This is a genomic window from Marinobacter sp. UBA2688, assembly GCF_002352785.1.
Classification (GTDB): Bacteria; Pseudomonadota; Gammaproteobacteria; order Pseudomonadales; family Oleiphilaceae; genus Marinobacter; species Marinobacter salarius.
The window spans coordinates 212,822-226,342 of sequence record NZ_DELU01000027.1 but is presented as its reverse complement, the minus strand read 5'-3'; the positions used below and the strand labels follow the sequence as shown (position 1 = coordinate 226,342).

Genomic DNA, 13,521 nt, shown 5'->3' with positions numbered 1-13,521 from the left:
CTTGTTAAGTTTCTTGCCCGTCTTAGTCAACTTTGTTTCCTAAATGAATTCAAACTCTCGAATAAATGGTTTCCAGCTTGCGCACAGGTTCATTCGTATATAATACAGTAAATGGAAAGTGCCGCTAAATCGTGCTTTTTATCTGCTCGGCACGCTCTAGCGGCCGGGCCCATCACCCTAGCTTGTCACATCTATGCTTCCCGCTCACCATCCAACAAGCGGTGCAGCCTATAAGGGTTTGCCTCCTTCAGGGCATGCGGGCGCAGGGCGTCGGGGAAATTCTGATAACATACAGGCCGGAGAAAGCGTCGAATAGCCGCGCTGCCTACCGATGTGGTGCGGCTATCAGAGGTGGCCGGGAAAGGCCCCCCATGAACCATGGCATGGCAGACTTCTACACCTGTCGGCCAGCCATTGACCAATATCCGGCCAGCCTTCGTTTCCAATATTGGGAGTAGTGATTGCGCAGCCCCCATGTCGCCCTCATCCATGTGCAGAGTGGCTGTGAGCTGTCCTTCGAGGCTCTCGGCAACGCGCTGCATCTCCTCCAGTCCCTCACACTCGATAATCAAGGACGCGGCCCCAAAAACCTCCTGTTGCAATGTTTCATCTGTGAGAAAATCGCTGGCTCGGGCGGAAAACAACTGGGGTTGGCAGGTGTTGGAGGCTACGCCTTGCTGTCCACTCGCTAGACACTGAACAGCGGCATGGCCGGACAACCGCTCGATGCCCTGCGTATAGGCTGCGTGTATATCCGGTGTCAGCATGGTCTGAGCATCCGCTTGCGCCACGGCATCCGTGGCAGCTTGCTGGAAGGCGTCAAGGGCTTTGCCGCGACAGCCAATTATCAGCCCTGGGTTGGTGCAGAATTGACCTGCGCCCATATTAAGGGATGCCGCAAAATCCTTGGCAATACTGCTAGCCCGGGTCGCAACAGCTTCAGGCAGGAGAAATACGGGGTTAATGCTGCTCATTTCAGCGAAGACCGGAATCGGTACGCTGCGCTGCTGCGCAATCGCTGTCAGGGCTAACCCGCCACGCCGCGAGCCTGTAAAGCCAACCGCCTGGATGCAGGGGTTCGCCACCAGAGCCTGGCCGATCTCGTTACCGACACCGAACAACAGTGAAAATACGCCATTCGGCATCTGACAGGCTTTGGCCGCTTGTTGGATTGCCCGGCCTACCAATTCCGATGTGCCAGGATGGGCAGGGTGGCCCTTGACCACCACCGGGCAGCCTGCTGCCAGCGCTGAAGCAGTATCGCCACCCGCGACCGAGAACGCTAGCGGGAAATTACTAGCCCCGAAAACCGCAACTGGCCCCACAGCAATGTGTCGCTGGCGCAGGTCAAGCCGCGGCATTGGCTGGCGATGCGGCAATGCCGGGTCCACCCTGACATCCAGCCACTCACCGGCACGCACTACCGCGGCAAACAACCGGAGCTGACCACAGGTACGACCACGTTCGCCTTCAATTCGGCCCTTCGGCAGGCCAGTTTCAAGCATCGCCCGCTCAACCAGCCCAGGGCCAAGGGCCTCAATTTCAGTGGCGATGGTTTCGAGAAAATTGGCCCGTGCTTCCAGAGAAGTTTCGCGGTACTCACCAAAAGCCTCCAGGGCCAAGCTGCACGCTTGCTCGATATCTTTTCTACTGGCGCCCGGGAAGTCTGGCTCCAGGCGCTTTCCAGTAGCCGGGTCGACCGGTTCAAGGGCGGCTTGGTCGCCCCGGTGGCTGGTCTGACCAATCAATTGATGCCCTGATACAGTCATAATGATCTCCTTCGTATGTTCCGGTGGCTGATCGCCACCGGTGGTTGGATTATTTCCAAAGTTTTAGCTCCGGCCACTTAACCCAGCAGCACATCTGGCAACCAGGTCGCCAGCTCCGGGAATACCAGCACCACCACCAACGTTATGATCTGGAGGATGATGAACGGAATAACTCCGCTGTACATATGCCGTAGGGTGATCTCCGGCGGCGCCACCGCTCGAAGATAGAATATTGACGGTGCCATGGGTGGAGTCAGATAGCTGGTTTGCAGTACCACCAGGAAGGCGATACAGAACCAAATCGGGTCAAAGCCAAGGTTCAGCACCAGAGGCATGGCAATCGGGATGACGATCAGCACCACCGAAATCAAGTCAAGGACAAAGCCAGCTACAAATGTCAGAAGCAGAATCAATGCAATCACACCCCAGGCTGGGATACCCAGGTCGTTTAGCAGCGTCTGGATTGCCAACATCCCACCTGATGCAAAGAACACCCCCGCAAACATACTGCCGCCCAGAACGATGAGCAGGATCATTGTAGTTATTAGCAGGGTTTTCATGAGGGCGTTGCCAAACAAGGACCAGGTAAACGTGCGATAGATAGCCGATAAACCAACCGCTCCCAGCGCACCCCATGCAGCTGCCTCCGTGGGTGTAGCAACACCCATAAGGATGCTGCCGAGCACGGCGAAGATAAGTATTGAGGGCGGAATTAGCGCTACTGCAGTTATTCGCAGTTTCTGTCCAAGGCTGTACTTGGGGCCACCCTCCATAGTGCGGGGAGCCATGGCCGGTTTGGCAACAGCAACACCAACCACGTAAAGACCAAACAGCACAGCCATGATCAGGCCAGGCAACAGCAGACCGGCAAACAGCTCACCCACCGAAACATTAGCAACCGGACCCAGCACAATCACTGTGATGGAAGGCGGAATTACCGTGCCCAGCGACCCACTGGCGCACACGGTGCCGGAAATCAGCCGTTTGTCGTAGGCGTGTTTCAGCATAACCGGGACGGTTAGCAATCCAATCACGGCCTCTGTGGCGCCTACCACTCCGCTGATGGCAGCAAAGATGGCACCCATGATAATGGTGCTAAGAGCCATGCCGCCGGGAAGTCGCCATGTCCAGATATGAATAGCCTCAAGCAACTTGGATGCAATACCGCTTTTCTCCAGGAAGGCTCCCATGAAGACAAACAGGGGCACTGCGGCCAGTACCGAGTTGCCCGCCACGCTGTCAATCTGGGAAATCAGCTGGAATGACGCGGCATCGCCGAACTGAATAACACCAAAGATAAACGCTGTGCAGATCATCGACAACGCAATGGGAAAACCACCCAGAAGGAAAATCAGGAGAACCGGGAACATCCAGAATCCGATGTATTCAGTCATGCCACACCCCCGGCTCTTTGTCGCCCTTAATTAGAATGGCAATGGAGCGCACCAATTCGACCGCGGTTTGCGCGGTTAGTATACCGAACCCGACAACCCAGACGGTTCGGAACGGCCAGATCAAGGGATTCCAGCCTGAAGCTCCGGAGGTTTCCTGGTACTCGTAGGCCTCCAGCGCATACAGAAATAACGCGTCAACAATCCAGACCAGCGCCACTAACAAGATGGCCAGGCCGATCATGTCCATGGTCGCTTTGCCTCGCGGCGGCATAATGGCATAAAAGAGATCTACGTTGACGTGTTGGCGGACCTTCAGCGCGTACGCCATGCCCAATAGAAAAATTGAGCCCATGAACATGTAGCTCATTTCGTAGGCCCAGGCTGTTGGTGAGTTCAGGATATAGCGGCTAACGACTTCATAGGTCAGCGAGCCGATCAGCGGCACGATCAGCAATGCACCGATTAGCGCAGCGGCTTTCGAGAACGCATCCACAGTTTTTCCGAGGAAGCTGAAAACTTTCATTATGCATGCCTTGTTGCTGCCGATGACCCCGACCCGGGAGCAATTTGGCTTGGGCCGGGGGCATCGTGTCTCTTACAACGTAGGGCCTCGTACATAGAAATAGAGGCCTGGGTAACACCCTGTCGTTACTGCTTACCGCCGATGGGAAAGCGATACTCGGGCCAGACTGCCAATTGATCCTCGAAGTCCCTCAGGGAATTAAGCACCCTGGCAAACCACTTATTGTCCTCGGCCTGCTCGTCTTCCCACTTGTTCGTGGCTTCTTCAATTGTCGCCATGAAGTCCGGATCAAGGTGCACAATTTCATTGTCACCTTCGGTCATCTCCTTGAATGCGGAGAGATCAGCATTGGCACCGGCACTCCAGCTTTCATACATGGAGAGCCTTGCCGCCGTGGCGATCGCCTGCTGGTCTTCCTCGGACAGGCCAGTCCAGACGTCCTTGTTGATTTCGCACTCAAGGACGCCGCCGGGCTGGTGCATGCCGGGTACGACCACATACTTAGCTATATCCGTGAAACCGGTCGGCTTGTTGATCTCCGGGCTGCCCCATTCAGTGGCGTCGATAACCCCTCGGTCAAGCGACGTATATACCTCGGCTCCAGGCATCACAATGGTGGAAGCACCAAGGTTTGACGCAATCTCGGCCCAGGCGCCGGAGGTGCGAAGCTTCAGACCCTTGAAGTCTTCGTGGGTCTGAACTTTCTTATTTGAGTGCAGAAAAATTTCCGTGCCAATAATCGCGCAGGGGAAAGACACCACATTGAACTCTTCATCGCGGTACTCTTGCCAAAGTTCCAGGCCACCACCCTCGTAGAGCCACATCAGATAGCCTTCCGGGGTAGGGGAACCAGCATAGCCAGCAAACAGCGCAGTGGTTCGGTCCCTGCCCCAGTCATAGGCCATCCAGTTGTGGCCAATCTCAACAACACCGCGGTTGACTGCCTCGGTGACTTTCAGCGGGTTGGAAAGCGTACCGCCCGGAAAGACATTGATTTTTATGCGTCCACCGGTAAGGTCCTCCACATTCTTGGCAAAGCCTTTAGCATCCCTCTCCAGCCAGGGACCGCCGCCCCAGGGCGTGGCCATTTTCCAGGTTACTTCCTCGGCCATGGCATTACCGGCAGCAAGGGTTAGGCTGGCGGCAATAATAGCCACCTTGATAGGGTTTTTAAGCGTTTTCATTATTGAACTCCTCTCAGTCTTGCGTAATTGGCCGGTTCACCCTGACGGTGATCCGTCCAGTTCTTGTTGTTATGGGCTGTTGTGACGGCTTGGCTCTGCAGCCTCAGGGTTGACTGGGTTTAACCGGTGGCCACTCCAGCCCTGTCACGTTCGAGGTTTCAGGAACAGCTTTGTTGATCTTCGCTTCTGACAGGCCTAACGCTCGGAGGACCGCATACGAATCGTCCGTGCCACCAGTAACACCCGGCATGGTCGGGGTTCGGGAATAGTGGGGAATAGCCGGAGTAGCGTAGCTGTCGCTGCCAGGGAATCGTGCCTGCACATGCGGGTGTTCGAACACCTCATCTGGCGCTAACACCGGTGAAACGCAGGCATCCCGGCCCTCGAAGTGCTTCACCCAGGCGTCCCGGGACCGGCTGGCGAATAGTCGCTCGAACTGCTCGGTCATGGCGGGCCAAGTATCCGGACGCATGTGATCTGGCATTGGTTGCTCAAGGTTCAGCCCCCGCCACAGATTTGTGAAAAATGCGCCTTCCAAAGCCCCGACCGCTAGGTATTTGCCGTCGTTGCAGACGTAGCACCGGTAGAAAGGAGCCTCTCCGGTCAGCAGCCCTTTGCCACGAGATGGCAGCACTGGTTTACCCCAGTCCGGATAGTGCATTGTCATCAGGGAAAGACAGCCATCTACCATGGCGACATCCAGGAACTGGCCTAGTCCCGAGCGCTCCCGCTCCAGCAGGGCTCCGAGAATAGAATAGGCAGCGTAAAGCCCGCCCGCGGCAAAGTCCGCAATAATATTCAGCGGCAGTGCTGGTGGCCCATCGAGCGGGCCCATGGCACCAAGGGCGCCAGAAAGACCAACATAGTTGATGTCGTGGCCTGCCTCCTGAGCGAGTGGACCATCTTGGCCGTAGCCGGTCACCGAGCAGTACACCAGTTTGGGGTTGTCTTGCCTGAGTGCGTCATAGCCGAGGCCCAGGCGATGCATAACACCAGGACGAAAACCTTCCATCAAGACGTCCGCATTGGCAGCCAACAGGCGGAAGGCATCAAGACCTTCTTCGCTTTTCAGGTCAAGGTTTATAAAACGCTTGCCACGTCGGTAGCTGTCAATTGGTAAGCCGGAGCGACCGCCGCCAACAACAATAACCTCTGCCCCCATATCCGCCAGCAACATTGAGCCGTATGGGCCTGGTGCAAGGCGAGTCAGGTCCAGTACCCGCGTGCCTTTCAGGATCGAATTCTGGCCAGTCATATCAGACTCCTCACAGTCACAACTTCAGTCCATGGTTTCTTTCAGCATGGCGAGGAAGTCCTCAGCCGACGCTGGACGCGGATTGGTGGCGGTGGAGTGGTCTTCCTTGGAAAACTGGGCCATATCCTCTAGCACATTGTCGGGCACACCCATTTCGCGAAGATTCTTTGGCATGCCAAGCTCGGCATTCAGACGCTCGAATTCAGCTGGCAGATCGGCATCGGCCGGCAGGCCCATGGCGGCCTTGAGGTGGTCGAATTTGTCACCGCAATGGCTCTGGTTAAAACGCAATACCGGGGGCAGCAATACCGCGTTCAGGGTGCCATGGTGAAGTTTAAGCTCCTTCAGGCCCCCAAGAGCGTGGGACATGGAGTGCACTCCCCCCAAGCCCTTCTGGAATGCCAGCGCGCCTTCCAGAGCCGCAATCATCATTTCACTGCGGGCTTCCATATCGGTTCCGTCGTTGACGGCACGAATCAGATACTTCGAAGCTCGGCGCAGGCCGTCCAGCGCAATGGCATCGGCCGGCGGATTAACCTTGGGACTCAGGTAAGTTTCAACGCAGTGGGCAATGGCGTCCATCCCGGTTGCGGCGGTTAGCCCGGCCGGAAGTGAGCGAGTCAGTTCCGGGTCGCAAATGGCCAAGTCTGGGATCAAGTAAGGAGATAAAAGTCCAAGTTTGCGGCCATCGCGTAGCGTTATCAGGGACGCCCTGCCTACTTCGCTGCCAGTGCCTGCAGTGGTTGGTACTGCCACAAGTGGAACAGTTGGGCCGATTCTGGCAACGCCGCCATTAATCGCTGCATATTGGCGCAGCGGCAGCTCGTGGGTTGCCAGCAACGCAACAGCTTTGGCAAGGTCTATACTGGAACCGCCGCCGACCGCAACAATACTATCGCAATCGTTGCAACGATAGACATGTAAGGCATCTTCTACAGCCGCTTCAGTTGGGTTAGCCGGCGTGCCATCATACATAGCAACGCTGTCCGGAAGCTTGGCAGTTGCCTTTGCCTTATCAAGCAGGCCAGTGGATACCAGGCCAGCATCAGTGATGATCAACGGCTTACTCACATTCAGATTTGCCAGCTCATCATTCAGTGAAGCTATTGCGCCTGCGCCTAAGCGAATATTAGTCAGGTAGTTAATTTGGGCAATCATGGTTTTCGCCTTAATCTGAAAGCATGGCTTTAGCGACGATCAATTTCTGGATCTCGCTGGTTCCTTCGTATATTTGAGTAATTTTCGCGTCCCGCATCATGCGCTCGACGGGGAAATCGGTCAGATAACCGGCACCGCCATGGAGCTGTACGGACTCGGTGGCCACTTTCATCGCAACATTGCTGCAAAATAGCTTGGCCATGGAGGCTAGGGTGCGGGCTTCGGGCTCCTCGTTTTCAACCGCTTGACATGAGCGATACAGCAGTTGGCGGGCAGCTTCGATCTCCGTTGCCAAATCGGCAATAGTGCCGCGGATCATCTGAAAGCGTGCTACCTGCTGACCAAACACTTCCCGCTCCTTCACGTATTTGATGGAGGCATCAAGCGCCCCTTGGGCAATACCAAGCGCCTGAGCTCCGATCAACGGTCGGGTGTAGGCCAGAGAATCAGTGATGTACTGTCGGCCCTCTCTCGAATCACCAAGTAGCCGGTAATCCTCAACACGGCAATCTTCGAAAATCACATCGGCGGTGGGGCTGCCCCTTACACCCATCTTCGATTCCAGCTTGCCAAAGGAGAGGCCAGGGTCAGATTTATGCACTGCGAACACGCCAAAACTGTCTTCACCGGTACGCGCCAGGACCGAGTACCAGTCGGAGCGGGTGGCATTGGTGATGTAGCGTTTCTGGCCATTGATCACCCACTGGCCATCCTTGTATTGGGCGCGAGTGCGAGCACCCCAAACATCAGAGCCGCCGTGAATTTCGGTCAAACAGATGGAGGCAACGGTATTGCCATTGATGGCCGGTTCCATAACCTCTTCGATCAGCTGTGGCGAACCAAATGAGGCTATCGGACCAAGCCCGGCCCAGATCACCATCAGCGTTAATGATGAGGTGGCACAGACACGGGCGATTTCCTCCAAACAAATGCATTGGGCCAATACATCCCCAGACTGACCACCAATACTTTCATCAAAGGGCAGCGCAATCAGTTGTAATTCCTTGAATGCCGCAAGTGCCTCTTCGGGAAATCGCTTTTTTTCGTCAACGTCCGCAGCATGAGGCTGAATTTTGGTCTCGGCCAGACGCCTCACCGCCTTGCGAAACTCTTCGTAATCCTGTCGTTCAAGCATCGTTCTTTCTCCCACGTTTTTTGTTGGTAGTGAGTGCGTGTTTTGACCAATAAAACACATACTATCCGGATGGTCAATATAAATATAAAACCCGATCGGTCGTAAGGTAACTAAATTTTGACGGTTGGAGCCGGTTGGGTACGTTAGCGTCGGTTCTCACTGGGGGAACGCAGGATTTGTTGCGTCGGTAATTGATGCAGACGATTACCAACTTAAATTTGAACTTAACGACTTCGTTTGAATCCCACAATAAATTCGAACAAGTTGCCGGACACGAGATCCCTCTCTGCTTTCCGGATCAATAGACGCCCCAGACCACTTTGATCAATGCCCAGGATGAGTTGGACGTAAACCCTAATGGCGACGCTATTCGCCAGTACGTCACCTAGTCTGAGGTTGTTCTCAGAAGAGCCCATACTGTTTCGCTAAACCTGAATGCTCCGATGATAGAAGCTACACCTGTTCAAAACACTCGCGCTGTAGACAGAAGGGCAGCAACCCGCGACGATGGATGGTAAACTCGGTACCCGTCAATTCCACCTTGCGCCCTCAAAGGTAAGCCGAAAGCTCAATAACCACACCCCTCTTCCTCAAGCTTTGGTAGCTTTTTTCAGGATCATCACCCCTGATCAGTCGAAGGTCGTCTTCAAGATAAACCGGTTGTCTTTTTTTCTCTGCTCGTTTATTCGCTTTCGGTGTAAACGTTGCTGGAGTCTTCTCTTCAAGACTTTTGATATGAGCTACTAACCCAAAAAGGCTCACCTCGGGACGTTCTGCCAGGGCTTACTCTGCGACAATGGGTGCAATGTCCTCACCGATGCCCATTTGAATCAGCAGCGAGATCAGTTGATCCTGCTTTGAGGTTTCAGAATCCTTCAGAACCTCTCCGGGCGAGGCAATGTAAGGAACCTCCTGGAGGGTAGCTTGAGCACGTATCGATTCCCTCGGCACATCGAGGTCCGCATATTGGAGAATCGTTGCCTCACGCCCGCTTCGCAACGCAGCGATCATTGGATGAACCATGGCGAGCTCCTCTTGATAGACCTTGGTTACAAGAGTCTGGTCAATCACTTCCCTCCCGGCGACAACAGCCCGCGCCTGGCTGAGGTAAAAAGGCAACGGCAATGTGCGCGATTCCCTGAGTATACTCCCAGAACAGATCCATCATTTCTTGACTGATGGGAGTTGCGTGCTCAAACCACTGCAGTTTCCATAGCCGTTTGAAAAATCGCTCCCACTCTCCATCAGCGCCCTCATTCTCAGCCCGTGAAAATCGCCCCCAATCCAAGCTACCGAATTGCGCCGCTCGCCTCGCCGACCGCATGGTTGGCTGGAAAAGCTCCAATGCCTTGGGCGTTCCGATGAAAAGCACCGGGACCTTGATAACGTTAGTCAGCGTCACGAAGAAGTTAAGCATCTTGGCAACCCCGCCTGACCGCGATTTTTCCAAATGCTGAATCTCGTCAATAACAAGGACACCCACTGAATGTAAGGCTGAAACGCGGGCGATATCTCCAAGCATGGACTCCGCTGAGGATCGGCTTTTTACATAGAGCGCCTGATAGTCCGTACCCAGCGCGTCATCGACGGCTCGGAAAAAATTGGTGCACAGATTCTTTACCGAACCATCATGAGGGCACTCCACTTTCAGCCAGACCAATTAGGCGTGCTGGTATTCTGGATGATAAAACGCTTGCGGGTAGGTTTTCAGAATTGCCTCTACCGCGGTGGATTTGCCAGTACCGGAACACCCGATAATGGAACTCACGAGGGCTTCATTTCCGGCATTTCGAACGATAGCATTGAAATCTGTATGGGCAACGGCATCCAAGTTGCGGTGATAGTCCGGCACGGCAATATTTCGGCTCAGATAGCCACGACGGATCATTCCAGAAATCATTTGCTCTAGTTGAAGATGGGATTTCGTTGGGTACAGGAACTGATCAAGAATCCTCATCATTGCATGGCGCCGGATATGGGCTGGCAATGCCTTTTCAGCCTCGTCGACTTTTGGGAAACGAGCCAGCATCTTAGCCGTATCCTGTGGTGAATTTATGGGAGGCAGGGCATTAATCAGAGGCTGACCTTCGTATTCACAGATTTCTGCTTGCCTATACTGTGCGAACGGCAGTTTAATCATCATCGTCCTCCAGGAAGGCATCCATATCCGGGTAATCGAGACTGTCGTTTGATTGGGTCTTATTTGAGCGGAACGGCACTACATCCGCTGGACGGTCACGCTTTGATTGATTCTTGGATTTAATTCCGCTGCGATTTCGCTCAACTTCTTTTTCTGTGGCGCGGTTCTGCCGTATGCCCCGAAGTCGCTCAGAGTCAGTAAGGGATGGTTTGCTGGCTTTCTGCCGCTTCTTCGCGTTAGAAACAATCTCCTCAACCGCGGATAGGGCGTCCGGCTTCTGATAATCCTCCTCTTGTTTGGCAGTGGCTTTGGTACGATTCATCTCTTTCACCATTCCAGCGGCCTCCACGAAGCTAATGCCTTTGTATCGCCGGCTTCGGTCCGAAAACTCACATACCCAGTAGTTTTCGAATGTAGAGTCAGGTCTCAGGTAAACAGTGTCAGTCCGTCGCGGGTCAAAAGCGATTTCAACTCTTGAAGGGCGGTTCGGGCGGATCCGATCAAACCAGCCCTGCGCCAACGCCTCTTGACAGGTGTACACAAGTCCTTTGAAGGTGATGCCAACCTGTGACACCGTTCCACTTTCATAGGGCAGGAGATTAATGCGGGCCAAGTCTTCGTCACAGGAGCGAAGCTGGCCGGTGCGGTTTTGAATTCCCCAGTTCCAGAGCTCCCCGGGCCACTGCGGGCAACTCAGTCGGCATATCAGGCGCGAAATCATAACCTTCAACAACATGCTGGGTGTTGTAGATGATGACCAGATTAATCAACATTTGCGTGAATGTCAGAGAGGTTCAGTTCCGCATCCAGCTCGTAGCGCTTCCCGGCACGCTTTTTCCCATTTACAGGCTCAACTACCCCGCCAACATAGGGCCGAAACTTACTTTGAATAGTGTTGAAGAATCGCACACAGATTGCTTTGTCATCACCGCGATAGGCGCGTGAATTGCTCAATTGAATGTTGAATTTGTTAACTAAGACATCCGCTTGTTTGTAAAGAAGCTCACCGCGGTCAGCCATGATGGAGGCGGGAAGGCCGAAGCTTGGCCAGTCTTCTTTACTGATAGCTATTCCATAACCCTGGCAGTACGTTGTTTTATCGCTGAAGGCGTTGCTAAGCGCCACCATCGCAGCAACCCATGAGGGATTTTCGAGGCCCACATACATACCCACAACCATCCGACTAAATACATCTTTGACAAAGTACAAAACCGGACGGCCAATGATGGGAGCAGGATCATCCTCTGCCACCAAGTAGAGATCCGCTATGGTCGCGTCTATTTCATACCGGGCCCCCGGGCCGAAATTGAGATTGCCTGACGTGCTGGTCAACGCCCGTTTATCTTTTTGATAGATGCGGCTTGGAGTCCGCGTCCTTACCACATCAGATTTCTGTAATTCGTTTCATAAAAGTACCGGAATTGCCTCATCGTGGGCATACTTTTCTCTGTTGCGGTGGGATAGCGCGCTTTGAAAAGCCCGACAGCCTTGTCCCTCGCAGCAGCCTAGGGGACCTTTTCGTTGGTCAGATAAAAGCCATCAAGTGCCATTCGAAAAAGCTCCGCAACTTCCTCTGTTACCGGCACCCCCACTCCGGGTGTAATCGTACGTTTTGGGCCAACCTTTTGCTCCACCTCACGTCTGGGACGCCCTTTGGCCCCGCAGTTGTGATAATCCGGTGCCAGGGCATTCGGGGCCATTCCCCTTTGCCAGTAGCGACGAAGCTGTCGGGTGATATATAACCTCGGCTTACCGGTTGATTTAAGGAGTTCATTGATCAGCCGATTGCGCTCGTTCTTAATCAAAAGTGATTGATAGTGTTCCAACAATGGACTGATCGCGGCCCAGGCTTCATCACGCCTTTTAGCGCCAATACTGTCATCGTCAACACCCGGTATCGGGTACGGGTCGGAAATGAAATCATACCCAACCGAACGGAACTCTTCTTCAGACATTGGGAAAGGCCAGGCTTTGTCACTGTCGACGTCGATCAACATCAAATCTGAGAGGTGCTCCAGGACCACACGATACCGCTTGCCTGTCGAAGGATCCCGGAATACACGATTAAGAAGCATTGTTCACCTCGGTGACGAACTCTGGCTCTCTTAGAGCCAGGTCTCCAAATTTTCAGCTGTGAAATGCGTTGTTGAGAGGTGCTTTTATGAAACGGTGGGCCACAGCGTATCGAAAGATACTCAAATGAAATCCGCGATCTACTTCATATTGGTCATCGAGCTTCGCACAAAGCCGTGTGATCTTGGTTCGCGGACGCGACTGAAGCCGATAGAAAAGATCCTACACATCGGAATAATCCACCTCTTGATGTGCCGACATATCCAGGCTTAGATAGGGCTGGATCCACAGAAGGTTTTCCCGCATGCCATCATTGACTTCCCTCTCTGTGAAAATCTTCCATTCCATATCACGAGTTTCCCAGTAGTTTTTTTCAATCTGGAGCTTCTCCATCACTCGCGGCTTGGATAACTCCGACGAAGATTTCACTGCAATCGCTAACCGACTGCCTGACGACAAGTCGACTAATAGGTCCGTTGAAACCACCGTTAAACTGCCATGCATCTGGGGATGACGGATTCCCAGTCGAGCACAGATGTCGAGGGTATCGTCTATCTGCAGGGGGTATTGTTCGCGGATACCCATCGTTTGCTCGAACTGATCGAATACAAGGAACGCCAGCAGTTCTATACCGGACAGCAGATGATGAATCCGGCCCACTGAGGCACTGCGAATTCGAACGCTCTCACCTGAACTGCTGAGCTCATGAACCTTGATGAAAGGTTCATAATCTTTGCCTGATCCCCGACCACGAGTTTTCAGCAATTTCTCGTGTTTTGGATCAAGCGGTTTGTTGGCATCTGTCATGAAAAAAGCCCCCTGCTATGTTGAGAATAGCTGGGGGCTTGTTTTGATCAAACTTTAATGTCCTCTGACATCTCCAGGCCTAC

General features: G+C 53.7%; 14 protein-coding genes and 1 pseudogene. All 15 read right to left on the bottom strand.

Annotated features, from left to right (window positions below):
- Window positions 1-191: 191 nt before the first annotated feature.
- A complete protein-coding gene (locus tag B3M52_RS18835) occupies window positions 192-1,769 on the bottom strand; it encodes an aldehyde dehydrogenase (NADP(+)) (RefSeq protein ID WP_075196420.1) in 1,578 nt (525 codons plus the stop codon).
- Window positions 1,770-1,846: 77 nt separating this feature from the next.
- Entirely contained in the window at window positions 1,847-3,163 is a 1,317-nt protein-coding gene (locus B3M52_RS18830; protein WP_075196419.1) for a TRAP transporter large permease, read from the bottom strand.
- Window positions 3,156-3,686: a TRAP transporter small permease subunit gene (locus B3M52_RS18825; protein ID WP_075196418.1), complete on the bottom strand. Its 531-nt coding sequence runs from the start codon at window positions 3,684-3,686 to the stop codon at window positions 3,156-3,158. Before B3M52_RS18825 ends, B3M52_RS18830 begins: the two co-directional genes overlap by 8 nt.
- A 125-nt stretch (window positions 3,687-3,811) precedes the next feature.
- Window positions 3,812-4,870, bottom strand: a complete 1,059-nt coding sequence (dctP, locus tag B3M52_RS18820; RefSeq protein ID WP_075196417.1) for a TRAP transporter substrate-binding protein DctP — start codon at window positions 4,868-4,870, stop codon at window positions 3,812-3,814.
- A 103-nt stretch (window positions 4,871-4,973) separates the two neighbouring features.
- Window positions 4,974-6,125: a CaiB/BaiF CoA transferase family protein gene (locus B3M52_RS18815; protein WP_075196416.1), complete on the bottom strand. Its 1,152-nt coding sequence runs from the start codon at window positions 6,123-6,125 to the stop codon at window positions 4,974-4,976.
- Window positions 6,126-6,149: 24 nt separating this feature from the next.
- Window positions 6,150-7,280 carry an iron-containing alcohol dehydrogenase gene (locus B3M52_RS18810; protein WP_087148998.1) on the bottom strand — a complete coding sequence of 377 codons (1,131 nt, stop codon included), beginning with the start codon at window positions 7,278-7,280 and terminating at the stop codon, window positions 6,150-6,152.
- 13 nt (window positions 7,281-7,293) lie between these two features.
- The gene (locus B3M52_RS18805; protein ID WP_075196414.1) at window positions 7,294-8,418 is read right to left on the bottom strand and encodes an acyl-CoA dehydrogenase family protein; all 1,125 of its coding nucleotides are present in this window, start codon (window positions 8,416-8,418) and stop codon (window positions 7,294-7,296) included.
- 783 nt (window positions 8,419-9,201) lie between these two features.
- Window positions 9,202-9,441 (bottom strand): hypothetical protein, encoded by a 240-nt coding sequence (locus B3M52_RS18800; protein ID WP_286750020.1) that lies wholly within the window; start codon window positions 9,439-9,441, stop codon window positions 9,202-9,204.
- 40 nt (window positions 9,442-9,481) lie between these two features.
- Window positions 9,482-10,078: an ATP-binding protein gene (locus B3M52_RS18795; RefSeq protein WP_198324889.1), complete on the bottom strand. Its 597-nt coding sequence runs from the start codon at window positions 10,076-10,078 to the stop codon at window positions 9,482-9,484.
- A complete protein-coding gene (locus B3M52_RS18790) occupies window positions 10,079-10,561 on the bottom strand; it encodes a hypothetical protein (RefSeq protein ID WP_198324888.1) in 483 nt (160 codons plus the stop codon).
- Window positions 10,551-11,294 (bottom strand): Mu transposase C-terminal domain-containing protein, encoded by a 744-nt coding sequence (locus B3M52_RS18785; RefSeq protein ID WP_201296218.1) that lies wholly within the window; start codon window positions 11,292-11,294, stop codon window positions 10,551-10,553. Before B3M52_RS18785 ends, B3M52_RS18790 begins: the two co-directional genes overlap by 11 nt.
- Window positions 11,295-11,320: 26 nt before the next feature.
- On the bottom strand, window positions 11,321-11,809 hold the full coding sequence (locus B3M52_RS18780) for a hypothetical protein (protein WP_226909992.1): 489 nt from the start codon (window positions 11,807-11,809) through the stop codon (window positions 11,321-11,323).
- 254 nt (window positions 11,810-12,063) lie between these two features.
- Window positions 12,064-12,633, bottom strand: a complete 570-nt coding sequence (locus B3M52_RS18775) for a hypothetical protein (RefSeq protein WP_198324885.1) — start codon at window positions 12,631-12,633, stop codon at window positions 12,064-12,066.
- Window positions 12,634-12,685: 52 nt separating this feature from the next.
- Window positions 12,686-12,838, bottom strand: a pseudogene (locus tag B3M52_RS20050) (TnsA endonuclease C-terminal domain-containing protein); the annotation flags it as partial.
- Between the two features lie 15 nt (window positions 12,839-12,853).
- The gene (locus B3M52_RS18770) at window positions 12,854-13,438 is read right to left on the bottom strand and encodes a TnsA endonuclease N-terminal domain-containing protein (protein ID WP_143743877.1); all 585 of its coding nucleotides are present in this window, start codon (window positions 13,436-13,438) and stop codon (window positions 12,854-12,856) included.
- Window positions 13,439-13,521: the final 83 nt, after the last annotated feature.

Coding starts and splice junctions, on each gene's coding strand:
- dctP (WP_075196417.1), bottom strand. CDS start 4,870: ATGAAAACGCTTAAAAACCCTATCAAGGTGGCTATTATTGCCGCCAGC.
- B3M52_RS18790 (WP_198324888.1), bottom strand. CDS start 10,561: ATGATGATTAAACTGCCGTTCGCACAGTATAGGCAAGCAGAAATCTGT.
- B3M52_RS18815 (WP_075196416.1), bottom strand. CDS start 6,125: ATGACTGGCCAGAATTCGATCCTGAAAGGCACGCGGGTACTGGACCTG.
- B3M52_RS18785 (WP_201296218.1), bottom strand. CDS start 11,294: ATGTTGTTGAAGGTTATGATTTCGCGCCTGATATGCCGACTGAGTTGC.
- B3M52_RS18775 (WP_198324885.1), bottom strand. CDS start 12,633: ATGCTTCTTAATCGTGTATTCCGGGATCCTTCGACAGGCAAGCGGTAT.
- B3M52_RS18800 (WP_286750020.1), bottom strand. CDS start 9,441: ATGGTTCATCCAATGATCGCTGCGTTGCGAAGCGGGCGTGAGGCAACG.
- B3M52_RS18805 (WP_075196414.1), bottom strand. CDS start 8,418: ATGCTTGAACGACAGGATTACGAAGAGTTTCGCAAGGCGGTGAGGCGT.
- B3M52_RS18835 (WP_075196420.1), bottom strand. CDS start 1,769: ATGACTGTATCAGGGCATCAATTGATTGGTCAGACCAGCCACCGGGGC.
- B3M52_RS18770 (WP_143743877.1), bottom strand. CDS start 13,438: ATGACAGATGCCAACAAACCGCTTGATCCAAAACACGAGAAATTGCTG.
- B3M52_RS18830 (WP_075196419.1), bottom strand. CDS start 3,163: ATGACTGAATACATCGGATTCTGGATGTTCCCGGTTCTCCTGATTTTC.
- B3M52_RS18825 (WP_075196418.1), bottom strand. CDS start 3,686: ATGAAAGTTTTCAGCTTCCTCGGAAAAACTGTGGATGCGTTCTCGAAA.